At 66.4% G+C, this 25,973-nt stretch carries 25 protein-coding genes; 4 read left to right on the top strand and 21 right to left on the bottom strand.

Features of this window, described 5'->3' with window-relative positions; translation table 11 throughout:
- Positions 1-58: 58 nt before the first annotated feature.
- A complete protein-coding gene (locus tag PV781_RS02135) occupies positions 59-394 on the bottom strand; it encodes a hypothetical protein (protein WP_274773975.1) in 336 nt (111 codons plus the stop codon).
- 147 nt (positions 395-541) lie between these two features.
- Here PV781_RS02135 and ku (PV781_RS02130) point away from each other — a divergent pair, with 147 nt between their 5' ends.
- Together ku (PV781_RS02130) and ligD are read left to right on the top strand one after the other, a co-directional pair.
- Positions 542-1,477: a non-homologous end joining protein Ku gene (gene ku, locus PV781_RS02130; protein WP_274773974.1), complete on the top strand. Its 936-nt coding sequence runs from the start codon at positions 542-544 to the stop codon at positions 1,475-1,477.
- An 18-nt stretch (positions 1,478-1,495) separates the two neighbouring features.
- Positions 1,496-4,045, top strand: a complete 2,550-nt coding sequence (gene ligD, locus PV781_RS02125) for a DNA ligase D (protein ID WP_274773973.1) — start codon at positions 1,496-1,498, stop codon at positions 4,043-4,045.
- 6 nt (positions 4,046-4,051) lie between these two features.
- Here the strand turns inward: ligD and ku (PV781_RS02120) are convergent, their stop codons facing one another.
- From ku (PV781_RS02120) to PV781_RS02105, 4 genes are all read right to left on the bottom strand, one after another.
- A complete protein-coding gene (gene ku, locus PV781_RS02120) occupies positions 4,052-4,867 on the bottom strand; it encodes a non-homologous end joining protein Ku (protein ID WP_274773972.1) in 816 nt (271 codons plus the stop codon).
- A gap of 62 nt (positions 4,868-4,929) precedes the next feature.
- Positions 4,930-5,643: a GntR family transcriptional regulator gene (locus tag PV781_RS02115; protein WP_274773971.1), complete on the bottom strand. Its 714-nt coding sequence runs from the start codon at positions 5,641-5,643 to the stop codon at positions 4,930-4,932.
- A 105-nt stretch (positions 5,644-5,748) separates the two neighbouring features.
- Positions 5,749-6,450, bottom strand: a complete 702-nt coding sequence (locus tag PV781_RS02110) for an MOSC domain-containing protein (protein WP_274773970.1) — start codon at positions 6,448-6,450, stop codon at positions 5,749-5,751.
- Positions 6,447-7,151 carry a glutamine amidotransferase gene (locus PV781_RS02105; protein ID WP_274773969.1) on the bottom strand — a complete coding sequence of 235 codons (705 nt, stop codon included), beginning with the start codon at positions 7,149-7,151 and terminating at the stop codon, positions 6,447-6,449. The genes PV781_RS02110 and PV781_RS02105 overlap by 4 nt, the downstream gene beginning before the upstream one ends.
- A gap of 90 nt (positions 7,152-7,241) precedes the next feature.
- Here PV781_RS02105 and pdxR point away from each other — a divergent pair, with 90 nt between their 5' ends.
- Positions 7,242-8,666 carry a MocR-like pyridoxine biosynthesis transcription factor PdxR gene (gene pdxR / locus PV781_RS02100; protein ID WP_274773968.1) on the top strand — a complete coding sequence of 475 codons (1,425 nt, stop codon included), beginning with the start codon at positions 7,242-7,244 and terminating at the stop codon, positions 8,664-8,666.
- Between the two features lie 4 nt (positions 8,667-8,670).
- On the opposite strand, the gene PV781_RS02095 is transcribed toward pdxR, so the two are convergent.
- The 9 genes from PV781_RS02095 to PV781_RS02055 form a co-directional block, all read right to left on the bottom strand.
- Positions 8,671-9,687, bottom strand: coding sequence for an NAD-dependent epimerase/dehydratase family protein (locus PV781_RS02095; RefSeq protein WP_342455435.1), 1,017 nt, complete (start codon positions 9,685-9,687; stop codon positions 8,671-8,673).
- Between the two features lie 312 nt (positions 9,688-9,999).
- Positions 10,000-10,419, bottom strand: a complete 420-nt coding sequence (locus PV781_RS02090; RefSeq protein ID WP_274773967.1) for a SufE family protein — start codon at positions 10,417-10,419, stop codon at positions 10,000-10,002.
- A 104-nt stretch (positions 10,420-10,523) separates the two neighbouring features.
- Positions 10,524-10,940, bottom strand: coding sequence for a DUF5330 domain-containing protein (locus tag PV781_RS02085; protein WP_274773966.1), 417 nt, complete (start codon positions 10,938-10,940; stop codon positions 10,524-10,526).
- Between the two features lie 177 nt (positions 10,941-11,117).
- The gene (locus PV781_RS02080; protein ID WP_274773965.1) at positions 11,118-12,524 is read right to left on the bottom strand and encodes a TRAP transporter large permease; all 1,407 of its coding nucleotides are present in this window, start codon (positions 12,522-12,524) and stop codon (positions 11,118-11,120) included.
- Position 12,525: 1 nt separating this feature from the next.
- Positions 12,526-13,110, bottom strand: a complete 585-nt coding sequence (locus PV781_RS02075; protein ID WP_274773964.1) for a TRAP transporter small permease — start codon at positions 13,108-13,110, stop codon at positions 12,526-12,528.
- A gap of 114 nt (positions 13,111-13,224) precedes the next feature.
- A complete protein-coding gene (locus PV781_RS02070) occupies positions 13,225-14,160 on the bottom strand; it encodes a sialic acid TRAP transporter substrate-binding protein SiaP (protein WP_425532350.1) in 936 nt (311 codons plus the stop codon).
- Positions 14,161-14,431: 271 nt separating this feature from the next.
- The gene (locus PV781_RS02065) at positions 14,432-15,526 is read right to left on the bottom strand and encodes a 5-(carboxyamino)imidazole ribonucleotide synthase (protein ID WP_274773962.1); all 1,095 of its coding nucleotides are present in this window, start codon (positions 15,524-15,526) and stop codon (positions 14,432-14,434) included.
- A 5-nt stretch (positions 15,527-15,531) separates the two neighbouring features.
- Positions 15,532-16,014, bottom strand: coding sequence for a 5-(carboxyamino)imidazole ribonucleotide mutase (purE, locus tag PV781_RS02060; protein ID WP_274773961.1), 483 nt, complete (start codon positions 16,012-16,014; stop codon positions 15,532-15,534).
- A 123-nt stretch (positions 16,015-16,137) separates the two neighbouring features.
- Positions 16,138-17,049 (bottom strand): CDP-diacylglycerol diphosphatase, encoded by a 912-nt coding sequence (locus PV781_RS02055; protein ID WP_274773960.1) that lies wholly within the window; start codon positions 17,047-17,049, stop codon positions 16,138-16,140.
- Between the two features lie 616 nt (positions 17,050-17,665).
- Here PV781_RS02055 and PV781_RS02050 point away from each other — a divergent pair.
- Entirely contained in the window at positions 17,666-18,988 is a 1,323-nt protein-coding gene (locus tag PV781_RS02050) for a hypothetical protein (protein ID WP_274773959.1), read from the top strand.
- Positions 18,989-19,012: 24 nt separating this feature from the next.
- On the opposite strand, the gene PV781_RS02045 is transcribed toward PV781_RS02050, so the two are convergent.
- The 7 genes from PV781_RS02045 to PV781_RS02015 form a co-directional block, all read right to left on the bottom strand.
- The gene (locus PV781_RS02045) at positions 19,013-19,891 is read right to left on the bottom strand and encodes a GGDEF domain-containing response regulator (RefSeq protein ID WP_274773958.1); all 879 of its coding nucleotides are present in this window, start codon (positions 19,889-19,891) and stop codon (positions 19,013-19,015) included.
- A 203-nt stretch (positions 19,892-20,094) separates the two neighbouring features.
- Positions 20,095-21,030 carry a lipid A biosynthesis lauroyl acyltransferase gene (locus tag PV781_RS02040; protein ID WP_274773957.1) on the bottom strand — a complete coding sequence of 312 codons (936 nt, stop codon included), beginning with the start codon at positions 21,028-21,030 and terminating at the stop codon, positions 20,095-20,097.
- A gap of 17 nt (positions 21,031-21,047) precedes the next feature.
- Positions 21,048-22,070 (bottom strand): zinc-binding dehydrogenase, encoded by a 1,023-nt coding sequence (locus PV781_RS02035; RefSeq protein ID WP_274773956.1) that lies wholly within the window; start codon positions 22,068-22,070, stop codon positions 21,048-21,050.
- Positions 22,071-22,084: 14 nt separating this feature from the next.
- A complete protein-coding gene (locus tag PV781_RS02030) occupies positions 22,085-22,849 on the bottom strand; it encodes an SDR family oxidoreductase (RefSeq protein ID WP_274773955.1) in 765 nt (254 codons plus the stop codon).
- 25 nt (positions 22,850-22,874) lie between these two features.
- Positions 22,875-24,158 (bottom strand): beta-ketoacyl-ACP synthase, encoded by a 1,284-nt coding sequence (locus PV781_RS02025; protein ID WP_209098431.1) that lies wholly within the window; start codon positions 24,156-24,158, stop codon positions 22,875-22,877.
- Positions 24,159-24,307: 149 nt separating this feature from the next.
- Positions 24,308-25,507, bottom strand: a complete 1,200-nt coding sequence (locus PV781_RS02020; RefSeq protein WP_425532340.1) for a beta-ketoacyl-ACP synthase — start codon at positions 25,505-25,507, stop codon at positions 24,308-24,310.
- Positions 25,494-25,967: a 3-hydroxyacyl-ACP dehydratase FabZ family protein gene (locus PV781_RS02015; RefSeq protein ID WP_209098434.1), complete on the bottom strand. Its 474-nt coding sequence runs from the start codon at positions 25,965-25,967 to the stop codon at positions 25,494-25,496. The genes PV781_RS02020 and PV781_RS02015 overlap by 14 nt, the downstream gene beginning before the upstream one ends.
- Positions 25,968-25,973 lie beyond the last annotated feature (6 nt).

The raw sequence follows: 25,973 nt of genomic DNA, 5'->3' as shown, positions 1-25,973 counted from the left end.
CCGCGGGGGGCGCACCTTAGGGTCTTGAGGGGTCGACGCTTATGGGATCAGGCGCGCCTCAGCTTTTGTAAGGGTTGTCGCGGCTCAGGTCGGTGCGAATGTCATCCTTCACCCCCGGCTCCTGCGGGGCGCTCGTTCCGCCCTGTTGGCCGCCGCCGCCCCCGCTCTGGCCCTGCTGGCCGGGCTGGGACCTGGAGGGCTGGCCGCCCTGCTGCTGGCCCGCCGGCCCCCGGTGTGGCGTGCCCTGGCCTTGCTGGGGGGCAGCGGGAGCACGGGTGGGGTCCGGCCGCTCGGTGGACACCTGCCGCTCGGTGGACATGGGTTCGCGCGGGAGATCCTCGTGGCGCTGCATGCCCTGCTGGAGCTGGTCGCGCTGGTCCTTGTTCATGGTCATGCGGCTTTCCTCTTCTTGTCATTGGTCAGCCCCGACCTTCCAACGCGCCCGCAAGCGCCCCGTTTCACCTTGGCCGCGAATAAAGGCTGGCGGGTGAGGGGAACGCGCGCCGCCGCTCCGGCATTTCTGCGCTCAGGAGATGAGGCCATGCCGCGCGCGCTGTGGAAGGGTGTTCTGGATCTTGGGGCGCTGACGTGCCCGGTGGGCCTTTATTCGGCGACCGCCACCTCGCAGCGCATTTCTTTCCACACCGTCAATCGCAGGACCGGCCACCGCGTGCAGCGCCATTTCGTGGACATTGACACGGGGGAGGAGGTGGAACGGGATGGGCAGGTGAAGGGATATGAGAAGTCCGCCGGCTCCTATGTGGTTCTGGAGCCCGAGGAAGTGGCGCAGGCGGTGCCCGAAAGCGACAAGCGCTTGGCGCTCGAGGCCTTCATTCCCTGCGCTGAGGTGGACACGGTCTATTTCGACCAGCCCTATTTCCTCGCACCCGCCGATCCGAGCGGCGAGGAGGTCTTCGTGCTCCTGCGGGAGGGCATGCGCAAGGCCAAGGTGGCGGCGCTGACCCGAGCGGTCCTGTTCCGGCGGGTGCGCACCCTTCTCTTGCGCCCGAACGGACCGGGCTTCGTCGCCACCACCCTGAACTTCGACTACGAGGTGAAGTCCGCATCCGAGGCCTTTGCCGACGTGCCGCGCAAGCGGATCGGGGGCGAGATGCTCGAACTGGCAGAGCACATTATCCGCACCAAGGCGGGGCGGTTCGATCCCGCCGCTTATGAGAACGCCCACGAAGCCGCCTTGGCCGAACTGGTGAAGGCCAAGCTTTCCGGCAAGGCCATCAAGCCGCGCGCCGCGCCGAAGAGCGCGAAGGTGGTGGACCTCATGTCTGCGCTCCGCGACAGCGCGCGGCTGGCCGGACAGGGGACAGACAAGCCAGCGCGCAGGAAGACGGGGCCCGGCAACGCCGATCCCAAGAGCGCGTCCTCCAAGACGCCCTCTGCCAAGAAGGCTTCCCCTAAGAAGGTTTCCACCAAGAAGGCCTCCCCAGAGTCCGCTCCTGCGCGCCGAAAGGCGAGCTAGCTTGCCGAAGGGCCTCCCATGTCGCTCGCCACCTACCGCAAGAAGCGCAATTTCAAGGTCACGCCCGAGCCGAAAGGACGAAAAGGCGCGCAGAAGGGGGCCCATTATCTGATCCAGAAGCACGCCGCCCGGCGCTTGCATTATGACCTGCGCCTGGAACTGGACGGTGTGCTCAAGAGCTGGGCCGTCACGCGCGGCCCGAGCCTGGTGGCGGGGGAGAAGCGCCTGGCGGTGGAGGTGGAGGACCACCCGCTCGCCTATGGCGATTTCGAGGGCACCATTCCGAAGGGCGAGTATGGCGGGGGCACGGTGTTGCTCTGGGATCAGGGGACCTGGGAGCCCATTGGCGATCCCCATGAGGGGCTGAAAGCGGGCCAACTGGATTTCCAATTGCACGGGGAAAAGCTCGGTGGCCGGTGGCATCTGGTGCGTATGCACCGCAAGCCGCGCGAGACGCGCGACAATTGGCTGCTGATCAAGAGCGAGGACGACGCCGCCCGCCCCGAAGGGGCCGGCGACATCCTGGAGGAGGCACCGCAATCGGTGAAGACGGGGCGTGTCATCGCCGAGGTGGAGGGGGAGCCCCCCGGCTGGTCTTCGAAAACGGGACCTATCACGAAGCCGGCTAATGATGGCGAATCGCCTGACGCATCTCGTCGTCAGTCGGTGACGAGAGCCAAGGCTCGGGCGAAAAATCCCTCCCAGCCAAAGCCTCCGCCGGATTTCGTCGAGCCCATGCTCGCTCGTCTCGTGGATAAAGCGCCCACGGGAGAGGGGTGGCTGCATGAGGTTAAGTTCGACGGCTATAGACTTCTTGCCCGGATCGAGGATGGTGCCGTCAGGCTGCTGACCCGAAGCGCCCTGGACTGGACCGCGCGCTTCGGCACGGCGATCCCGAAGGGCCTCGCCGCCCTCCCTTTGAAGAATTTGCTCATGGATGGCGAAGTCATCGTCGAGAATGGGGCAGGCGCGTCCGATTTTTCAGCCTTGCAGGCAGATCTCTCCGAGGGCCGAAGCGACCGTTTCGTCTTCTATGCGTTCGACCTGCTGCATCTCGACGGCGAGGATCTGCGCCCCTTGCCCCTCATCGAACGCAAGGCGCGCCTTGCCGCCTTGCTTGAAGGTCAGACCGGCCCGCTGCGCTTCTCGAGCCATTTCGACGAGAGCGGCGCCACCGTGCTGCGCCATGCGTGCCGGCTGGGCCTGGAAGGGGTCGTCTCCAAGGAGCGGGACGCGCCCTATCGCTCAGGCCGGGGGCGGGCCTGGGTGAAGTCCAAATGCACCGCGCGGCAGGAATTCGTCATCGGCGGCTTCGTGCCCTCCACCACCGGCGCGGATCTCATCGGCTCCCTCGCCTTGGGAGTGAACGAGGATGGCAAGCTGCGTTATGTGGGGCGCGTGGGCACCGGCTTCAGCGCTGCGGTGGCGCGCGATCTTCACACGCGCTTTGCCGCCCTTAAGGTGGAGCGCTCTCCCTTTGCCGCGCCCTTGTCCGCGGAGGCGCGACGGGGGGTGACTTTCGTGCGTCCCGAACTGGTGGCCGAGGTGGAGTTCCGGGCCTGGACCGGTGACGGCCATCTGCGCCACGCCTCGTTCAGAGGGCTGCGGGAAGACAAGGCGGCCGGCGACGTTTTGGCGGAGCGGCCGGCGGGACGCGCCACTGGGAAGTCCAAGGCGAAGGAAGACACCGTGCCACGGCGCACCGTGAAGCTCACCCATCCCGACCGCATCTATTGGCCGGAGGAGGGGATCACCAAGGAAGGCCTCGCCGACTATTACGGTGAGGTCTGGCCCGCCATCGCGCCTTTTCTCATCGGCCGCCCGCTGGCCCTCGTGCGCTGCCCGGATGGCATCCACGGCCCGCGCTTTTTCCAGAAGCATGCCTGGAAGGGTCTCAATCCGCGCATCGTCCAGGTCTCCGACCCCAAGGACAAATCCGGCGAACCGCTCATCGCGATCGCCGATCTCGATGGGCTGATCGGGCTCGTCCAGGCGGCGGTGCTGGAGATCCACCCCTGGGGCTCCACCATCGAGGACTGGGAGCGCCCTGACACGCTGGTGATGGACCTCGACCCCGGTGATGACGTGCCCTGGACCCGCGTGATCGCCGCCGCCGAGGAGATCAAGGCGCGAATGAAGGCGGTGGGGCTGGCGGCCTTCGTGAAGACCTCCGGCGGCAAGGGCCTGCATGTGGTGACGCCATTGAAGCCCCGCGCCAGCTGGGCCGAGGCCAAGGCTTTCACCAAAGCCATCGCCCAGTCCATGGCCGCCGACAGCCCGGACCTCTACACGGCCACCATCACCAAGTCGAAGCGCGTGGGGCGGATCCTGGTGGATTATCTGCGCAATCAGCGCGGCGCCACGGCGGTGGCGGCCTACTCCACCCGCGCGCGGGTGGGGGCCGCCGTCTCCATGCCCTTGGCGTGGGAGGAGTTGTCGCCGGCCATTGGCCCGGCGGCTTTCACCATTCTCAACACGCCTGGCCGCCTCAACGCCCTCTCCCGGCGGCCATGGGACGGTTTCCGGGCCGCTGCGGAACCTTTGCCCAAGGTGAAGTCGCGCAAATAGAGGCCCTCACCTTTTGCGCTTTGCCGATGCGTCGCCGGCGATGCTGCGGCGCAGGGCCTCCATGATGTCGACGACATTGTCGCCGCCGGTCTCCTTCGGCGCGGGAGCGGCCTTGGAGGATTTGCGGGGCTTTTTCGTCTTCTTGCCGGCGATGATGTCCAGGAGCTTGGCCTGCACGGGATCGGAGACGAAGTCCGGGTTCCAGTCCCGGCTGCGCTCGTCGATCAGCGCCGTCATCAGCTTCATGGCCTTGGCGTCGGGGGCTGACTTGCCGATTGCCTCGAACACCTTCTGCGGATCGCGCACCTCGTCGCCATAGCGCAAGGTCCACACCACGATCCCGCCGTCGCGAGGGGCGAGCATCACCGCATGCTCCCGACCCTGGAGGATGAGGCGGGAGATGCCCACCTGGCCGGTCGCGGCCATGGCATCGCGAATGACGCAATAGGCTTCCTCGCCCACCTTGTCGTCGGGGGTCAGGAAATGGGGCCGGTCGAGGAAGATCCAGCCGATGCTGTCGGCCGGCACGAACATTTCGATGTCGAGGGTCCGCCGGTTCTCCAGCGCGACCGCCTCCAGTTCCTCGTCCTCGACGATCACATGGCTGGCCTCGCCGGTGGGATAGCCACGGGCGAGGTCGTCATCCTCCACCGCCTTGCCCGAGACGGCATCGACATATTCGCTCACCACCCGGTTGCCGGTGGCCCGGTTCAAGGTGTGGAAGCGCACCTTGGCGCTCTCTGTGGTGGCCGGGGTCATGGCCACCGGGCAGGTGACGAGCGAGAGCTTCAGATAGCCCTTCCAGAAGGTGCGCGGTGCCATGGCCGGTTTCCTATGCGTGCGTGACGCGAACCCGGCAGGCGCCCAAGGGTTCCCCTCTCGGCTCAGGGGCGATGGGAGGGGACCAGCGACAGGCGGGTGCGCAAGGCCGCCCGCATATGGGCGCGAGCGGCCTGCTCGGCGCCATCCGCATCGCGCGCGGTAATGGCCTCCAGGATGGCCCTATGCTCGGCGCGGGCGGCTTCCGGCCGGCCGGACGCGGAGAAGGTGCTGATGCCCAACAGGGCGATATTGTCGTCGAGCACCCGCGTGGCTTCGTCCAGATAGGCGTTGCGGGCGGCGCGGTGGATGGCCGTGTGGAAATCGCGATTGAGGCGCGCCAGCTCGGCATAATCGGCCCCCTCCCGGCCAAATGCGGCCTCAAGGTCGGCCAGCGCCGCGAGCTCCGGGGGCGAGGCGTGCTGCGCGGCGAGGCGCGCAGCGGCGCCTTCCAGGATTTCGCGCATGGAATAAAGCTCGATGACCTCGGAGGGGGACAGCGCCCGCACCGTGAGACCGCGCCCGCCGGACGATTCCAGGAGCCGCTTCTCCAGGAGCCGTCCGAGCGCCTCGCGCACCGGGGTGCGGCTCATGCCGAAGCGCGCGGCCACATCCTGCTCGCGCAACCGGTCCCCCGCCTTCAGCACGCCCTCGCGGATCTGGTCGAGTATCGCCCGATATGCCGCCTCGCCTCGGGAGAGATGGGCAAAGGGCTGGGCCTCGGCCGCTGGGGTCCTGTCCGGCGCGGCATCGTCATCGCAAAGGGGCGTTCCGGCCATGTCTCCATCCGTCCAGGGAGCCGCGGCGCGGGCTCGGCCCCTTATAACAGCCGGAGCGGAAGAGGGCAGGAATTTGTGTATGTCATTGCATACAAAGTCCGGCCCTTATCCTTCCTGCGCCGCATCGGGCCCTTCCAGCCGGCGGCGCCAATCTTCCACCTGGCCGCTCTCCAGCCGGCGCCGGGCGAGGGTGCGCCAGCTCTCCGGGAGCGCAGCGAGGCCAGACATTTCGCTCAGTCCCTCCCGGTTGCCCATATCCACGTAAAGCAGGCGCCAGAGCCGGGTCAGCGGCCAGTGCGGCAAGGGGCGATCCAGCAGCACGAGTGCATCGCCCGGCGCCACCTGTCCCTCCTGCCGCACGCGGTAATACCAGCCCGTCCGCCCGCTGCGCTGTACACGCACCGCCATGTCCCGTTGGCCGAAGCGGTGGTTGAGTTTCCAGCAGGGCTGGCGGCCCTGGCTGACTTCCAGCACGGCCCCGCCCAGGGCGAACACGTCGCCCAGGCAGACGTCCGCTTCCGTGACCCCGCGCGTGGAGAGATTCTCCCCGAAGGCCCCCGCGCCATCCAGCACCTCGCGGTGGCCGATCTCCGCCCGCCATGACGCGTAATGCTCGATGGCATAATGATGCACGGCCTTGTCCCGCCCGCCATGATGGCGCACGTCGCCTTGGCCGTCGCCGGTAAAGCCGAGGCGCGTCAGGTGGACAGGTTCGGCCACCGGCCGCTTGGCGATGCCGCTCGGGTCACCACGCCGGCCGAAGGGCGCGACCTGCCCGACAAGGAGGGCCTCCAAAGCCACCGTCATGGCTCAAGGCCCGCCAGCCAGTCGCGCAGCATGGCCGAGCCAGCTGCGCGAAGACCCTCGCTGTTGCGGGCGGCCGCGTGGCGCAGCGTTCCGGGGTCGATGCCGGCGCCCGCAAGTTCCACCGCATGGCCGATGAGCCAGCGCTCGAAACCGGTGGCAAGGTCGGCCTCTGGGTGGAATTGCAGCCCCAGAATGTTTGCCCCCACGTCAAAAGCCTGGTTGCGGCAGAGCGGCGTTGCGGCCAGGTGCCGGGCGCCCGGCGGCAGGTCGAACATGTCGCCGTGCCAGTGCAGCACAGGCACGCCGCGCAGAGGACGCAGGGGGCTTGCCTCGCCCTCCCGCGTCAGCGCGAGGGGGGAAAATCCAATCTCCTTCGCTCCCGTGGCGCCGACCTTCGCACCAAGCGCCGCTGCCATCAGCTGGGCGCCCAGGCACAGGCCCAAAGTGGGACGGCCGGCGGCAAGGCGCGTGCGCAGCAGGTCCAGTTCGTCGAGGAGGACCGGATAGGCCTTGGTCTCGTAGACGCCGATGGGCCCGCCAAGCGCGATGATGAGATCGGTCCGCACCGGATCGAGGGTCCAGAGGGGATCGAGGCCCACGTCATAATAGTGGATCCGATAGCCTGCGGCCTCCAGCACGGGCGCGAAGGTGCCGAGATCCTCGAACTGGACGTGCCGGAGCGCGACGGCGGTCTTCAGCATGGTCCTTCCTCCTATGGCTGCGGGCCGCTTGATAGGAGCCAGCCGGATGGGCAAAAAGAGCCAGTTTCTAGAAATGAGGTAGGCCGGTTGATGGACGAGATCGTCTTCACCCTGGAGCCAGCGGGCGCCCGACCGGTCTTTCTTCAATTGAGCGAGGCGTTGATCGCCGCCATCACTGCCGGCCGCCTGCGGCCGGGGCAGCGTCTGCCGGGCACACGCGCCCTGGCGCGGAGTCTGGGACTCAACCGCAACACGGTGGATGCCGCCTACCAGGAGGCTGTGCTCCAGGGCTGGCTGGAGGCGCGCGCCTCCAGCGGGACCTACGTGGCCCGTGACCTGCCGGGTCACGCCACCCCGGCCGCACCGCGCCCCGCCAATCGTGTCTCTTCGGGAACGGCGACAGCGGGCAAGCCCCGCCTGTCCTTTTCGGACGGCGCGCCCGACGTGCGCCTGCTCCCGGTGGCGGAGATCGCGCGCGCTCTGCGCAGGGTGCTGCGCGGACCGGACCTGCGCGCCGCCGGCTCTTATGGCGATCCGCGCGGGGCCGAGGCGCTGCGGGAGCAACTGGCCCAGCATCTGGCGGCCCATCGTGGACTGCCCATCGGCGCGCAGGACGTGCTGGTGACCCGCGGCAGCCAGATGGCGCTTTTCCTCGCCGCCCGTGCCCTCGCCGCGCCGGGCGAGGCCATTGCGGTGGAGGAACCGGGCTATCCCCTTGCTGCGGACGCCTTCCGGGCGGCGGGGCTGCGGGTGGTGGGGGTGCCGGTGGATGGGGGCGGGCTGTCCATCCCCGCGCTGGAGCGGGCGTTGGAGGCCGAGCCTGCGCTCCGCGCGCTCCATGTCACGCCCCATCACCACTATCCGACCACGGTGACGCTTGGGGCGGCCCGCCGGGTGGCGCTGCTGGACCTGGCGCGTCGCACCGGCCTTGCCCTCATCGAGGATGACTACGACCACGACTATCGCTTCGACGGTCGCCCCGTCTTGCCGCTGGCCGCGCGGGCGGGCGGGGAGGTGCAACTGGTCTATGTGGGCTCGCTCTCCAAGCTGCTGGCGCCGGGCCTTCGCCTTGGATACGCGGCCGCCCCCGCCGATGTGCTGGACCGCATGGCGGACCTGCGCGGTGCCATCGAGCGGCAGGGTGACGTGCCGTTGGAACTGGCCGTCGCCGCCCTCATGCGGGACGGGGACCTCTGGCGCCATCTGCGCAAGAGCCGCCGCATCTATGAGGCGCGCCGCAACGTCCTGTGCGACCTGCTGGCGAACAGGTTGGGGGATCGCCTGGCCTTTGCGCCGCCGGAGGGCGGGCTGGCGCTCTGGGCGCGGTTGACGGAGGGGAACGATGCGGGACGCTGGAGCGCGGCTGCGGGCGAGCGTGGACTTAGTGTCACGCCGGCGCGGGCCTTCTGCCTGGACGCGGCGAACGCACCCCAAGCCTTTCGCCTGGGCTTTGCCGGCCTGGACGAAAGGGAGATGTTAGAGGCGGTGGATCTTCTGGCGCTGTCGGCGCCGTGAGAGATCAGGACACGTTGTAGAAGGCGCGGTACCAGTCCACGAATTCGGTCAGCCCCACCTCGATGGGGGTGGAGGGCGAGAAACCCACCGCCTGCTGGAGGGCGCTGACATCGGCAAAGGTGCTCACCACGTCCCCCGGCTGCATGGGCAGGAGCCGACGGCGCGCCTTGCGGCCGATAATCTCCTCGAGCACGTCGATGAAGCGCTCGAGCGGGATGGGGGTATGGTTGCCCACATTGAACAGGCGGTGCGGCACGTCCGGCAGGATGCGGCCCGGCTCGATGTCGCCCTCGGCGAGACGATCCACCGGCGGCAGCAGCATCAACCGCTCGATGGCTTCCACCACCTCGTCGATATAGGTGAAGTCACGCTTCATCCGGCCGTGATTGTAGACGTCGATCTCCTCGCCCTCGAAAATGGCCTTGGTGAACTTGAAATAGGCCATGTCCGGCCGCCCCAGCGGGCCATAGACGGTAAAGAAGCGCAGCCCCGAGGCGGGGATGCGGAAGAGGTGGCTGTAGGTCTGGACCATCAGCTCATTGGCGCGCTTGGTGGCGGCATAAAGCGAGACGGGCGCATCCACGCGGTCGGTCTCGCGGAACGGCACGCGTGTATTGGCGCCATAGACCGACGAGGAGGAGGCATAGATGAGGTGCTTCACGGGCACCGCCCGGCACGCTTCCAGCACCGACAGCGTGCCTTCCACGTTGGAGTGGGTGTAGCTCCTGGGATCGTCCAGCGAATAGCGGATGCCGGCCTGGGCCGCGAGGTGAACCACCACGTCCGGCAGGAAGTCCCGCACCGCCGCGAGCGTGGCCGGACCGTCCGCAAGGTCGATACGCCGCTCCGCGAAGGCGGGCGAGCCGCGCAGGAGCTTGACCCGCTCCTCCTTGAGGCCGAGATCATAATAGGGTGTGAGGCAATCGATGCCCAGCACCGTGGCGCCGTCCCGCAACAGGCGCTGCGCAACGGCACAGCCAATGAACCCCGCCGTGCCGGTCACCAGAACGCGCACCATCATTCACTCCTCAGGGCGCCCGGCGCGCGCCGCATGTCCCGCATGGCTGCGGGTGGCTGTTCTCCGGCTATCCCCTCTGCCCGCTCCGGCCGGCGGGTGAGAGAATTGGCCGGGCCGAGCGCCGGGTCGCTTATTCTATGGTCCTCCACCGGCAGTCACTGAACCACCGGCGAACGGGTCTTGCCCCCGATGCTTCCCAAGCACGGCTGTGCGGCCCGTTCAAGGCGGTCGTAAGCCAGTGCCGCCATCGCCTGTGTAAGATTATGCAACGGGAGGTATTATAGCGCGCATTGCCTGGAAAGCTGCCGCCGCCGCTCAGGCCGCGACGGCGCTTCGGGCGTGCTGGCGGATGCGTTCCACCATGGAGCGCAAGCCGTTGGAGCGCTGCGGCGTGAGATGGCCCTCCAGGCCGATGCGGCGGAACACGGCCAGCGGATCGGTGTCGAGGATGTCCTGCGCCGAGCGCCCGGACAGAAGGGTCAGCAGCACCGCCACCAGGCCGCGCACGATATGGGCGTCGGAATCGCCCTCGAAGCGCAGGATCGGGCCGTTCGGTCCCGCCTCCGTGTGGCTCACCAGCCAGACCTGGCTGGCGCAACCCTGCACCTTGTTGGCTTCGGTGCGTTCAGCTTCCGGAAAGGGAGGAAGATTGCGGCCGAGCTCGATCACATAGCGATAGCGGTCTTCCCAGGTGTCCAGCACCTCGAAGTCCGCAACGAGGTCTTCCGCGTCCATGTCGCCTGTCCCTGCCGCGCCCGCACGCGGCGGACGGTCCTGCGGCGCCGCACCATGCGGGCCGCTTCCAGCATATAGAAGCCGGGCGTGCGAAGGGAAAGCGCTCAGGCCGGCCGGCGCTGGGGCAAGGGGACGCTGAAGCTGGGCGCCTGGGGCGCCGCCCCGGCGGGGGCGGGCTCGCCGCCCCAGTTCGGCAGCAGATCCTGCGGGGTCAGCGTATTGCCCCCATGGGCCGCGTCGGGCGCACGGGGCGCCTCGGTGCCCGTATGGGAGCCGAAATTCTCATAGAGCCACTTGGCGCTCATCTGCGCCTTGTCGAGGATGTGGGAGACCATTTCGCCGCCCACCTCACACGCATCCGGCTGGCGCTGGCAGAAGCCGCGCGCATCCGCCAGCACCGACTGGGCGGCACTGAGCGCCTGCCATGCCCCGATCTGCCGCCCGCCGTCGCTGGACGTGCCGATGGGCAGGATCAGAAGAATGAGGGCCAGCCAGAAGGCCATGCGCAACAGGAAGAACATCGACGCCTCGACACGCCTGGCGAGCGTCCCATGCCAGGTGTCCTCATCCTAGCAAAGGGGAGGGGCGAGGGCAGCCGGTCGGCCTTGCCCATCGCAAGACATCGTTAACGCTGTTACGCAATGAGCCCCGCCAAGGGCTTCGCGCCCCCGCGCGAAGGCGGGGGCGCCGCCCTGGGCCTATTTGCCGAGCCCCATGGTGCGCGGCAGCCAGAGCGTCAGGTCGGGGATGTAGGTGATGGCGATGAGCGCGATCAGAAGCGGCACCAGCCAAGGCAGGATCGCGACCGTCGTACGCTCCACCGAAAGCTTGGCCACCCGCGCCAGCACGAACAGCACCATGCCCAGCGGGGGATGCAGCAGGCCGATCATCAGGTTCAGCGTCATCACCAGTCCGAAATGGACGGGGTCGATGCCGAGCTTCAGGACGATGGGCAAGAGGATCGGCACCAGGATGGTGATGGCCGCGATGGTGTCGATGAAGCAGCCCACGAACAGGATCAGGAGGTTCGCCAGCAGCAGGAACACCCATTTGTTCTGGGTGAAGCCCAATATGGCGTCCGACAGGGTCTGCGCGGCCTGGCTCGCGGTGAGCAGCCAGGCGAAGATCGAGGCGGCGGTGACAATGAACAGCACGGAGGCCGTGGTTTCGATGGTGTCAAAGGTGGCCTTGGCCAGCGTCTTGAAGGTCATGGTGCGATAGCGCACCAGGCCCAGGAACAGGGACCAGATCACCGCCGCCACGGCAGCCTCCGTGGGCGTGAACCAGCCGAGCGTCATACCGCCGATGAGAATGACTGGCGCCATGAGGGCCATCACGGCGGAAAAGTCGAAATACCAGTCGGCGGCCAGCAGAATGGCGAGCGCGATGAGGACCGCCTGATTGGTGGTCAGCCCCAACGCCATGAGGATGTAGACGCCAAGCGGAAAGCAGGCGACCACCACCACTTCGAGGCCCGCGCTGGCAAGGCGCCGCAGGGAGAATTTGGCGTCGCTTCCCCAGCCGTTGCGGTGGGCGAAATAGGCCACCGTCACCATCATCAGCACCGTCATGAACAGGCCCGGCAGGATGCCGCCCAGGAACAGCGCACCGATGGAGACATTGGCCATCATGCCGTAGATCACGAACGGCAGGGAGGGCGGGATGATCGGGCCGAGCGTCGCCGAGGCAGCCGTCACGCCGACTGCGAACTCCGTGGAATAGCCATGGTCCTTCATGGCCTTGATCTCGATGGTGCCGAGGCCGGCGGCATCCGCGATGGCGGTGCCCGACATGCCGGAAAACACCACCGAGCCGATGATGTTCACCTGGCCCAGGCCGCCCCGCATCCAGCCCACCAGGGCCACCGCGAAGCTGTAGATCCGCCCGGTCACCCCGGCGATGTTCATGAGGTTGCCGGCCAGGATGAAGAAGGGCACGGCGAGGAGGGGAAAGCTTTCCACCCCCGCAATCATGCGCTGGGCGATCACCACGTCCGGAACGGTGCCGGAAACGAGGATGTAGAGCAAAGACGAGCCGGCCATGGCAAGGGCCACCGGCACGCCGCAGATCATGAGGCCGAGAAAGGCACCGATCAGGATCCACATGTCAGGCCTCCGTTCCGTCGAAGGCCTCGGGGCGCTCCAGGATGGAATAGCCACGCCGGACATTGGCGACCATCACCTGCACCGAGCGCACCAGCATCAGGGCGAAGCCCGCCAGCACCGCGTAATAGACGACGCTCTTCGGCGCGTTCACCATCACCATGGGCTCGTCGCCCACAAGATCGATGTAGCGCACCATCAGCCAGCAGGCATAAGCGAAGAAACCGGTGCGAAAGAGGTCCACCGCAATGGCCATCGCCCGCCCCACTGGCGCGGGCAGGAAGCGGTAGAGCAGGTCCACCTGGATGTGCCGCGAGAGCCGCACGCACATGGCCGCCCCCAGGAACACCACGGCCACCAGGCAATAGGTGGCCAATTCCTCGGTCCAGGCGAAGCTGTCATTCAGCACATAGCGCGTGAAGAACTGCGTGAAGACCAGGCCCGCCATGCCCCAGAAGACAATCAGGGTGATCCAGTCCTCCGGTGCGTAGGGGGAGAGGTCGACGGGCGCGGTTTCCTCGAAGGTGTGGGCCAGCTCTTCGCCGGTGACCTGCGTGTGGACCTCGCGGGTGAAAGCCTGTTCTGCCATGGCGATTCCGGGCGACGCAAAAGGGAGGGCATCCGGCAGGCGGCACAGGCCCGCCGGAGCGGCGATCATGCGAGGGAGAGGCGGGCCGGGCGCGGTTGGCGCCCGGCAGGGTGCTCACGAGCCGGACTTGATGGCCTGGATGCGGTCCCAGTCGGCCTTGCGATAGCCGAAGCTCTCGAAGGTGATGGTTTTCATCACCTGGTCGCGGAAGTCGTTCGTATCCACCTCGACGATGGTCAGGCCCTTCTGCTTGAACACCTCAAGCAGTTCCTTCTCGCGGGCCTGCACCTGCTTGGAGGCCTTCGCGGCGGCCTCTTGTGTCACCTCGGTAAAGATCTTCTGGTCCTCAGGGCTCAGCTTCGCCCACAGCCCCTTGGAGACGATGGTGTTGAGGTGGTCCACGATGTGCCCGGTGAGGATGATGCTCTTCTGCACCTCGTAGAATTTCTTCGCCTCGATGGTGGTCAGCGGGTTTTCCTGCGCATCCACGGTGCCGTTCTGGAGGGCGAGATAGACCTCGGCGAAGGCGATCGGCGCGATGTTGGCGCCGCACGCCTTGGGCATGGCGAGGTAGGCGGGGGCGTCCGGCACGCGGATCTTCAGGCCCTTCATCTCGGCGCAGGTCTTGAACGGCTTGTTGGAGGTGGCCTGCCGGACGCCATAATAGGTGACCGCCACAATGTGGTTGCCGGTCTTGTCCTCATAGCCCTTGGCGAGTTCCTTGAAGACGTCGCTCTTGGAATAGGCGATGAGGTGATCCGCGTCGCGGAAGGTGTAGGGATAATAGGTCACGCCGATGGGCGGATAGGCCTTTCCGGCGAAGGACGAGCCGGAAATGATCATGTCCACGGTGCCCAGCGTCAGGCCCTGGTTGATGTCGCTTTCCTTGCCGAGCTGGGAGGCCGGATAGACCTCAATCACATAGCGCCCGTTGGTGCGCTTGTTGATCTCCTCCGCCGCCCAGACAGAGGTGGTGTGGAAGGGCTCCGAGGTCTCATAGACATGGGCCCATTTCAGCTTGGTCTGGGCGCTGGCCGGCCCGGCAAGCATGAGGGCGGACCCGAGGGCAAGCGCGGCCGTGAGCCCGCAACGAAGAACGGACATCTGTTTCCTCCACCAATGGCCCGGCTTTGAGGTTTGGCGTGCCGGTTAAATCGATTTGAGTCGCGGATCTGTTGTCCCCGTCCTCATCTCGCTGCCATGGTACTATGGAAGCCCGCCGCGGCAAGGGGCGATCGCGCGGGCGCACCCGCACGGTCCATCCGGTCGGCCCGGCGTGCCAATCGACGGTATTTTGATAGCGGGGCCCTACTGCGGCGGCTCAGCAGCCACCCTCGACCGGACCGTCCAGGCGCAGGCGGTTGACGTGTCCCATCTTTCGGCCTGGCCGCGCCTCGTCCTTGCCGTAGAGGTGCAGGTGCGCGCCCGGCTCGGCCAGAATGTGCGACCAGGCATCCACATCATCGCCGATAAGGTTGATCATCTCCGCATGGCCGAGGCGGGCGGGGTCGCCCAGGGGCCAGCCGGCAATGGCGCGCACATGCTGCTCGAACTGGCAGGTGACGGCACCGTCCATGGTCCAGTGGCCGGAATTGTGCACGCGCGGCGCGATCTCATTGACGATCACCCGCTCGCTGGGGCCTTCGCCGGACACGAACAGCTCCACCGCAAACACCCCCACATAGTCCAGGGCGCTGGAAATGCGGCAGGCAATGCCGCGCGCCTGCTTGGCCGCCTCGGCGCCGATCCGCGCCGGCACGGTGGACCGGTGCAGAATGTGGTTGCGGTGCTCGTTCTCCGTCACGTCGAAGGCGGCGAACGCATCATCCGAGCAGCGGGCGCCGATGACCGACACCTCGCGGGAAAAGGCGATGAAGCCTTCCAGGATGGCGCTCTGGGCGCCGATGGCGGTCCAGGCGGCCGCTAGGTCGTCGCCGGGGCGGATGGTGACCTGGCCCTTGCCGTCATAGCCGAAGCGGCGGGTTTTCAGCACCGCAGGCAGGCCGATGGCGGCGACCGCCGCTTGCAGGTCCGCAAGGTTCTCGACGGGGGCGAAGGGCGCGGTCTCGATGCCGAGGTCGCGCACGAAGCTCTTTTCCGCCAGTCGGTCCTGCGTCACCGCGAGCGCCCGCGCCCCGGGGCGCAGCGGCACCCGCGCCGCCAGGAACTCGGCGGTTTCAAGGGGCACATTCTCGAACTCGTAGGTCACCACGTCGCAACGGGTCGCGAGTTCGGCCAGTGCCGCCTCGTCCTCATAATCCGCGCAGATATGGCCGTCCGCCACGCGGAAGGCGGGGCTGTCCGGGTCGGGACACAGGATCTGCGTGCGCAGGCCAAGCTGGGCAGCTTTCAGGGCGATCATGCGCCCGAGCTGGCCGCCGCCGAGAATGCCGATGGTGGAACCGGGTTTCAGCATGAAGATCAAACCGGCCGTTCGGCCACGGCCTCGGTGCGTGCGGCGCGCCAAGCCTCAAGGCGGGTGGCGAGCTCGGGATCAGACAAGGCAAGGACGGAGGCGGCCAGCAGGGCCGCATTGGTGGCGCCGGCCTTGCCGATGGCAAGCGTGCCCACCGGAATGCCCGCCGGCATCTGGACGATGGAATAGAGGCTGTCGAGGCCCGACATGGTGCGCGATTCCACCGGCACGCCGAACACCGGGAGGGTGGTCATCGCCGCAACCATGCCCGGCAGGTGCGCCGCGCCACCGGCCCCGGCGATGATCACCTTGAAGCCTTCCGCGCGGGCGGACTTGGCGAAGGCGACCATGCGATCAGGCGTGCGGTGGGCCGAGACGATGCGCGGATCGCAGCCGATGCCCAGTGCCTCCAGCGTCTCGACCGCATGGCGCATGGTGTCCCAATCGGACTGGCTGCCCATGATGACGGCCACGGGCCGCGAACTCATCGCTTCCATCCCTGAAAAACGGAAAGCGCGGCTTTATCGGAAAGGGACGGGAGGAGCAAGTGCGGCAAGGCCCGCGGGGCAACTTCCTTTTGAGCCGTCTGCTCGAGGACCTCGGTGCCAGCTTCAGCGCAACCGGCAGGCATGAGGCGCCTTGTAGTTCAGTTCGACCCGGTCGAGCTGAGGCGCCACGAGGATGACCAGCATGTTTCCATCGTCCACTAGGGCCGCGAGCACGCCATGGGTGGTGAGATCTGCAGCCCCCTGCGGCAGCATGGCTCGGGCGATGGCGCCAACGTCCCGGCCGGCGAAGGGATCGCTCCCGGACGCAACCGGGAATATGCGGGCGCGGGCGTCATAGCCATTGACATGAAACTGCGCGACGACGTCACCCGCTCCCCGGTCCAGCCGCGCGAGCGCGGCCCGATAAGGCGGCGTCAGGGTGCCGATATGAATATGCAGCTGATGCTGGCTGCGGTTCCGCGCGGACTGGGCAAGGAATGCCAGCCCGTCCCGTCCAAAGGCCGGCGTCACAAGGGACTGGGAGGCGAAATAGGCGTCTGACCAGTAATTGCGCACCGAAAGGCCAGTGGTGTCCTCGATCCCAATCACGGGAGCCAGGGCCCAGAGAATGAACCGGCAATTCTCCCCCCTCGCACTGGGATACGTGTCGGGGCTCTGGAAGCGGGTATCGTACTGGAGCACAAAGCCTCCCTCTGGCCGCCGATTGGCCATGAAGGCGCCCTGGCCATCAGCGCAGCGGCCGCCCGCGCAGGCAGGGGAGGTGATGAAACGACGGACCTTGCACGTGTCCGCGCTCGCGTTGCGCGGGTCGTCGCAGGAACGGCAGGGCTCGGGCGCCTTGTCGTGGGCATTGGCCTGGGCAGGGGAGGCCCAATGTTCGGCGCCTGGCTGGCCTGCGGGGTTGGCCGGACACAAAATTGCCTGCGAACGCTCGCCCGTCTCCTGCGTGCGGCTCTGTTGCGCCAGGACCGGGGTCGCCATGACGAGGAGAAGCACACTTGCCAGGGTGCGCATCGGCAGGTGCCTTAGAGCGTCCCGGAGACGGGGCCTTTGTCGCAGTCCAGCGCGCTGCACAGTCATGCTCCCCTCGAAAGCGGCGTCTTCGCACAAGCGGCCGCTTCTCCTCGCTTCAGGCCCAAGATGCCAGACGAGCGTCAGTGGCGCGGCACCACCGTACCTGGATTCTCATCGCCACGGGAGAGCGCGGCGCAGGGCGCGATTTGACCGCCGAAGCGGTCTTTGACCGGCGCCGCTGCCCCGGCATCACAACCGAAAGCTATGAAGGAGGTACAACCAAAAGAGGAGTTAATTGCAAACATGCAACCTCATGATAGTCTTTGTGAGGCGGCGCTATGGCGAGGTGGGGCGCCAGCCAATGCGGGGAGGGGGGCAGATGGGGCGTGCAAGGCGCAGGATCGTCCTGGTTCTCGGACTGGGCCTCGGGTTCTCCTCGATCCCGCCCGCTTGGGCGCAGGTGCCCCCCCATACGCCGGGGACCATCTGCTTCACCCAGTATTTCTGGTGCTGGGCCCAGCCGCCGGGACCGCCCGGGTCGACCTGCGGATGTCCGACCCCTCAGGGATGGGCACCGGGCATTCGGGGCTGATGCGGAACGAGGGAGGGGTGGGCCATGAAGGTGGAAGATCTGGCCGAGCTCGTTGAGGACGCCGAGCTTGTGGCCAATGCGGGGGTTAGGCTGGGACGGATTCCGGACCCGCTGCCCCTTCTGAACGCTATTCAGACGATCCGCTCTGAGCAAGCCGCTGGTGAGGCTGCGCCATCTTCGATCATCACCCTCCAGAACGAGCTCAACAGTGCTGTTATCCGGATCTTCCCGATAACACTTTACCATCTAAAATCTGGATGGAAGCCCTTCAGTAAATCACAAGGTATAGTATCAACCGTAATTTTTGTCATTTCTTGCATATTAATGTTGTTTGTCACATCCTGGTGCACCATGCTTTACGAGCGGAATGGTTTCCAGCTTTCGCTCGCCCAGGAGCTGCATGGCGCCCGTGCTCAGGAAATCGCTTTCAATCTCAACGCAATTCTCAAAGTAAATAACAAGCCGTTGGGTGCTTCTTCATCCAGTGCGGACGGGATTACGAAGGATGTATTTCTAAAGCAGTTAATCGAACTTTATCAAATAAATAAAAAGCAATTATCTTTTTCATCGACGTGGAATTATTTGAAGAAGGAGCTGTCTAATCCAATATATTTCTTTGCGCCGCAAATGTCGTCAACCTTAAGTGGAAATGCGGATTCAGGTTATTCAGGGCCATACACCGAGGTTCTTGAAAAAGTAAAAAAGGACTATGGAGGCGGAAACGCCGATCTTGATGCGTACCTCCGCGGGGAGAGGGGTAAAAATACGCCTATAGATTTAAATGTTATGGGCCAAATCTGTCCACCAGAGACAGGATCGCGAGAAGGGCAGGTGAGCGCTGCTTCGCCTGGACTGACAAATGCGAGTGGTTCATCAAGGCCTCATTGCGTCCTAAGTCGCGAACTCACTGAAGTTTCTGACTTGATGGCGATACTCGGCATAAATCTCGATCCGCGCGGCCCATCAAATATGTTTAACGAGATTTTCCGCCTTCAGGCAAGTATCGTCTTGCTCGGCGCTTGGTTGCTGCCTGCCATGTATGGAATTTTGGGGTCGTTGATTTTCCATCTGCGCCGCTTTCTGGATCCCGCCAATCCAAATCCGCGCGGCATCACAACAATCATGCGGGTGATCATGGGCGGATTTGGCGGCGTCATCGTCGTCTGGTTGCTCGACTCGACCAGCCAGAATGACAGCGCAAAGATCCTCGTTCCTTTCACCCACTTCGGCCTGGCATTCCTCGTGGGCTTCAGCACCGATCTGTTGTTCCAGTTCCTCGACGCGTCCGTGAGCCGGGCGCAGTCCGCCCTGACCTCCCTTGGAGCCGGTGGCACCTCGAGCCGGTGAAGGTCGCTTCCCGGCCGCCCGCGCTCAAGCCTCCAGCTGCGATGCGAGCACCACGCGGTTGTGGCCCTGGTCCTTGGCGGTGTTGAGGGCGTCGTCCGCGCGCTTCATCCAATCGTCCACGTCTTCGCTGGGCAAGTGCTCGGCGACGCCGATGGAGATGGTGACGGAGGGCCTTTCTCCCGACGGCAGGAACACGGCCATGCCCGCGATCTCACAGCGCAGCGCCTCGGCAATGTCGCTGGCAATGGTTTCCGTCGTGCCTGGTAGAAGGATCGCGAATTCCTTCACGCCCACACGGGCGGCGCGGCCGGCATGGGCCCACAGCACCCGAGAGACGGCCACCAGGACGAGGTCGCCGCTGGCGTGGCCGTAGGTTTCGTTGACGCTCTTGAAGTGGTCGATGTCGAAAAGCAGCAAGGAGAGATCGCCGCCGCCCAGGATCATTTCCTCGGCGAGATTGAAATAGGCGCGGCGGTTCAGCAGAGAGGTGAGCGCGTCATGGGTGGCCCAGCGCACCAGTTCACGGCGCGCCTGGTTCATCCGCTCCGCCCCGCGCAGGCGGGCTTCCAGCTCGATCTTGTCCGGGGGCTTGCGGATGAAGTCGTCCGCCCCGCTGTCCAGGGCTTCCACCAGATGCGTCGTGTCATTGCTGGAGGACATGGCGATGACATAGATGGGCCGGCCCTTGTTGGCGATGACCCGGGCCTCCCAGCACAATTGAATGCCGGACACGCTCGGCACCTCGAAGCTGGTCATCACCACATCAAGGGTGGTGTCCTCGTGCAGATGGTGCAAGGCGTCCTGGCCATCAAAGAATGGGCACACGGTGTGCCCCATGTCTTCGATCATCCGGCCCATGAGCTTCAGGCTGACTTTACTGGGTTCCACCAACATAACGCGCATGGGAAAACCTTCGGGCATATCTGTGAAGGAAATATACCCGATGCAAAGAAATAGTGGTGACCGGTTACTGTAATTTTTGATCCATTATGAGAGGGAGTGGCAGAGAAAAACAGGAATTCAAACCGAATTGACTTTGAATTTGAATGAAAGTCGTTTCAATCCGAGAAGAGCGCGGGAATGATAGTCCGGGCGCGTCCGACGCCTCACCGCCACCGGCGGTGCAGCCACAGCCATTGGGTGGGATATTCGCGCACCCAGCCCTCGATTACGTTGGAGACCGCCTGCATGGCGCCTTCCACGTCGATGCGGCCCTCGGCGTCGCGGGGTAGGGCGATTTCCTCGGTGATCTCGATGCGGAATCGGCCATGGGGCAGGCGGATGACGCGCATGCCGTGCACCGGGCAATCGAACTGGCGGGCGAGACGGGCGAGTGTCGGGTTGGTGTGGGCGGGGCGGCCGAAGAAGTCCACCACCACGCCCTGGCCCCAATACTGGTCCACCAGCATGCCGATATGCTCGCCGTCCTCCAGCATGCGGGCCATCTGCCGGCCGGCATTGCGGCTGGCCTTGACGAGGCCCGGCATGGTCTGGGCGCGCATTTCGGTGATGAGGTCGGCGGCCTTTTTGATGTTGGGCGCCCGGTAGAGCACGCCGCCGGGCACGCCGAGCTTGGCGCCGGTGATGGCGTTCAGCTCCCAATTGCCGGTATGGGCGGTGAAAAAGAGACCGGGACGGCCATCGTCGCGCAGGCGCGCCATGATGTCGGCGCCGACGATCTCGATGGTGCCGTTGCCGGGATGGTCGGGGTCATAGTCCCAGATGCGGTCGAGATGGGCGAACTCCGCCGCCATGCAGCCCAGATTGTCCCAGACCCCGGCCACCATCCACCAGATCTGCCAGGAGGACTTCTCGGGAAAGGCGAGGCGCAGGTTGCGTCGCGCCGTGCGGGAGACCACAAAAAAGGGGCCGAGCAGCCAAGCGAAGCTGCGGATGATGGACCGCGACCAGGAGACCGGGAACAGGCGCGACCACCAGACCAACCCCTGGAGCAGGCCCACCACGGCGCTTTCCCACAGGGGGGCGAGCGCGGAGCGGGTGCGCCGCGCCGCGCGCACGGCAATGGCCTTCAGGGATGTCACTGCCCGGCCTCCCGCGCTCAGAAGCGCACGAGGATCTTGCCGAACACCCGGCGGCTCTCCAGCCGCTCCAGGCCCTCGTTGAAGGATTCCAGCGGCACCACGGTGTCGATGACCGGCTTCACGCCCCGGCCCATCTTTTCCAGGCCATTGGCCACGTTGCGGATGGTGGCGCCGAAGGAGCCGAAAATCTTGTACTGGCGCTGGAACAGCTGCATCAGGTTCATCTGCACCGAGACGCCCGAGGTGGAGCCGCAGGTCACCAGGCGCCCGCCGGGCTTCATGGAGAGCAGTGAGCCGTTCCAGGTGTCGACGCCCACATGCTCGAACACCACGTCCACGCCTACCTTCTTGGTGATCTTGCGCACCATGTGCTCGAACCGCTCCTCGCGGTAATTGATCACATGGTCGGCGCCCAGCAGTTCGGCCTTCATGGCCTTCTCGTCATCGCCCACGGTGGTGATGACGTTGGCGCCCACGTCCTTGGCGAGGCGAATGGCCGCGCTGCCGATGCCGGAGCCGCCGGCATGGATAAGCACCGTCTCGCCCTGTTCCAGCTTGGCATTGTCGAACAGCATGTGCTCGACGGTGGAGAAGGTGATGCCGGCGCAGGCGGCCTCTTCCCCGGTCACGCCTTCGGGGGCCGGGATCACCAGCCGCTCGGGCATGTTGATGCGTTCGCAGGCGAAGCCATCAATGTGGAAGCCGAGCACGCCCCCCACATTCTCGCACAGATTGTCGCGGCCATTGATGCACTGCTTGCAGTGGCCGCAGGTCATGGCGCCATACATGGCCACCGTCTGGCCCACCTTGAGGCCGCGCACGTCCGCGCCCACGGCGATGATCTCGCCGGCGGCCTCGGCGCCCACCACCAGCGGCATCTTGCGCTTGGCGAAGGCCATGCCACGCCAGCCCCACACATCGATGTGGTTGAGGGCGACGGCCGTAACGGCGATCTGCACCTCTCCCGCACCAGGGGGCGGGGGCTCGGGCAGGTCGACGATCTGGAGATTGCGGTCGGAAACGAGCTGGAGGGCGCGCATGGTCTTCCTGAAGGTCAGCGATGGGCGGCGAGCTGGGCCGAGAGGCCCCCGTCCACCGGGATCACGGCGCCGGTGATATAGCCTGCCCCGGGTGAGAAGAGAAAGGCCACCACCTGTGCCACGTCGTCGGGGTTGGCAAAGCGGCCGGCGGGGATCTGGGCGGCCATGCGGTCGCGATAATCCGCGAACTTGGCCAGCATGCCCGTGTCGATGAAGCCAGGGGCCACGTAGTTCACGGTCACGCCGCGCCGGGCGGTCTCCACCGCGAGGCCGCGCGCATGGGCGAGCAGCGCCGCCTTGGAGGCGGCATAGGCCGCGTTGCCCTGGTTGGCCTGGAGCGCGGCCACCGAGCCGATGGCCACCATCCGCCCCTCCCGGGCGCGCGTCATCGGACGCACCAAAGCGCGGGCGAGGCGCACGAAGGTGAAGTGATTCACCTGCATGACCGCCTCGGCCTTGTCCTGGTCGATCATGGCGGCCAGCGTGTCATAGGAGGCCCCTGCATTGTGGCAGAAGCCGTAATAGGCCTCCGGGTCCGCCTCCAGCTCCTGCGCGAGGGCTTCGACCGCCGCACGGTCGGCCAAATCCACCGGCCGGGCGATCAGGCGCGCGTCTGGCGTCGCGCCGCGGATCTCTTCCATGAGCGTCTCGGCCTCGGCGACCGCGCTGCGATAGGTGAAGGTTACCGCATAGCCGGCCGCGCTGAGGTGGCGCACGATCGCCGCCCCGAGGCCCCGGCCCCCGCCGGTCACAAGAATGCGTTTGTGAGCGAGGCTCATGCCCGGGCCGCCAGCGACGAAGTCATCACGCCGGCTCCCCCGCCAGCACGAGGCTCACATTCTGCCCGCCGAAGCCGAACGAATTGGAGATGACGCGCTTGACCTCGGCGTCCCGCGCAACGTTCGGCACCACGTCCAGCGGAATGGCCGGGTCGGGCAGGTGATAGTTGATGGTGGGCGGAATACGGCCATTGGCGATGGTCAAGAGCGACACCGCCGCCTCGATGGCCCCCGCTGCGGTGAGCGTGTGGCCGATCATGGACTTGTTGGACGAGATGGGGATGCCGGCGAGGAGTTCGTCGCCGAACACCGCCTTCATGCCCACATATTCCATGCGGTCATTCTCGGGCGTCGAGGTGCCGTGGGCGTTGATATAGTCCACCTCTGCCGGCGTCACGCCGGCATCCTCCAGGCCCTTCTTGATGCAGCCCACGATGGGCTTGCCGTCGGGGCTGGAGCGGGTGCGATGGAAATTGTCGGCCATCTCGCCGCACCCTTCCACCACGCCCAGAATGGTCGCGCCGCGCGCCACCGCATGCTCCAGGCTCTCAAGCACCAGGGCGGCCGCGCCTTCGGCCATGACGAAGCCGTCGCGATTCTTGGCGAAGGGGCGGGCGGCCTCTTCCGGCTTGTCATTGGCGGTGGTCAGCGCCGAAAGCAGAGAGAAGCGGATGAGCGCTTCGGGATGCACCGAGCCGTCGGTGCCCAGCGAAAGCGCCACGTCGCATTCCCCGCGCCGGATGGCTTCCACGCCCAGCTGGATGGCGGTGGCGCCGGAAGCGCAGGCGGTGGAGAGCGAAATGGGCTGGCCCTGCGTGCCGAAATGGTCGGCGAGGCGGTCCGCCACCGAGCCGAACAGGAAGCGCTCGTGCCAGGGGCGGAACTTGCCGGTGGAGGCGGCGGTCAGCAGGTCATGATAGACGAGCGGCTTATGGTCCACCACGTCGGCAAGCTGGCGCTTTTCCGGCCATTCCAGTTCCACCGGCGGCACGGCGGCGAACAGCGGGCCGGGAAAGCGGCCCTTGCCGCCGATGCCGGACTGGGCGACGGCTTCCTCGGCGGCGAGCGTCGCGAGCTTCTGCGACAGATCGGGCGCGGGGACGCGGCCGTCGAACAGGAAGTCCACGGTGCCGGCAATGGTGGTGCGCATGCCCTCGACGGGAAAGCGGGTGATGCGGTGGATGCCCGATTCACCGGCAGTGAGGCGGCGCCAATTGTCTTCCTTGCCCTGCCCCAGGGAGGTGACGATGCCAATGCCGGTGACAACCACGACGGGCCGGCCGAACTTGTCCGTGTACGCCTGCGCCATGGGCGCCTCCTGGAATCTATACGGCGCCCCGCCCGGCGCACCATTTGCCGTCTTATGGCACCCGGCGGCGCCTGCGTCATCCCATCGACCCTGGCTGCCGCCCGTGCATGGCGCGCATGACGCGGCCGGTCGGCGAGGGGAGGCGGCCCTCAGGCCACCTTCTCGACCAAGGCGGCGCCTTCGCCGCGCCAGTGGCCTACTGCGGTCACCAGGACGCGGTCCACCGAGCCTTCGCCCGATTCCACCTCGTCTCCCGCAACGACGGGGAAGAGGGTCCCGCGCGAGACGGTGAGCGCGGCCACAGCGAGCGCGGCGGGGAACTGGGCCTCGAAGCCGTGGCCGATGCGATTGGCCAGCGCCCGCACCGGCAGGCCAGCCGAGGTCAGCGCGCCGCGCTCAGCCTCGGTTGCGCCGCGCGCGCCGGTGGCACCGGACAGCACCAGGGTGGACTTGTCTGAACCCGCCTTGGCCACGAGCCCGGAAATGACGGCGGCGAGGTCGCCCTCGTCATTGCGCCGGGCCCGCTCGGACCAGACGCCGGTCAGCTTGGCGATGGGCTTGGCGCCACGTGCGGTGGCATGCTCGGGCGATTCCAGCACCAGGAAGGCGCCCATGGAGCCGGAGGGAATGCCGGGGGCGTCACCCTGCGAGAAAACCGGGCGGAAGCTGCCGGTCATGCAGAAATCGTTCAGCGCGTAGAGAAGCAGCATGTCCTCGCGCTCGGCATTATAGGCGCCGCCCACGAGGGCGATCTCGCTCTGGCCGGCGGCGATGCGGGCATGGGCGACGCGGGTCGCGTCCACGCCGGCGCTTTCCTCGCCCATGAAGGTGCGGGAGGAACCGGTGACGCCGTGCACGATGGAAATATTGCCGGCGAGCAGATTGGAGAGCTGGGCCAGCGAGAGCGTCGGCCGCAGGTCCGCCAGCAGGCGCTCGTTCAGCAGCCGGCCGGGCTCATTGGCGCCCACGAGGTCGTTCAGGATGGCCGCGTCCACCGCATGGTCGCGCTCGCCGCCGCCGGCGCCCACGATCATGTCGGTGCGGCCGAGAATGTCGGCATTCTTGGCGATGCCGGCGCTGTCGAGGGCGAGGCCCGCCGCATAGGTGCCGATGCGCTGCCAGGGCTCCATCTGACGCTGATCGCCCTTCTTGGGGATCTGGCTGTCATAATTGAGCTTCACCAGCGGGTGCACCACATAGGGCGCGAATCGCTCCGCATCGGTGATGGGCGCGGTGCCCGCATTCAGGGCGTCCCAATGGGCATCGAGCCCCTCTCCCAGCGAGGAGACGAGCCCGATCCCGGTGATCCAGACCTCGCGCTTGCCGGCGCCGCGCTCAGTCATCGACATATTCCGTCACCGGGAAATGGACATGCTCGGCCACCCGCAGCACGGTGCTCTTCATGCGGCCCTCGGGCCAGGAGAGCACGCGGAAGGTCAGCTCGGCATTGCAGATGGGCTTGCCTTCGAAGGTGGCATGGGTCTTCGCCACCACGAAGCCGGAGCCTTCGTGCAGAATTTCGGAGTGCAGGTCCAGATTCTGCCCCGGCACGACGAAGGTGCGCAGCTTGGCTTCCTTGACGGTGGCCAGGAACGGCATTTTGTCGAATCGGTTGCGCGCCAGCACCAGCCAGCCCGTGGTCTGGGCCATGGCCTCGATGAGCAGCACGCCGGGCATGATGGGATAGCCGGGGAAATGGCCCTCGAAGATCGAGCTTTCCTCGGGCACCAGGCCCTGGCAGTGGATGGTCTTGAGGCCCGGATCGATGCTCACGATCCGGTCCACCATCTTGAAGACTTCAGGACGCATCAGCTC

Origin of the sequence: Aquabacter sediminis (assembly GCF_028863665.1) — a bacterium.
Taxonomy (GTDB): Bacteria; Pseudomonadota; Alphaproteobacteria; order Rhizobiales; family Xanthobacteraceae; genus L1I39.
The sequence above is the reverse complement of the archived record's forward strand: the minus strand, read 5'-3'. Positions and strand labels throughout refer to the sequence as shown.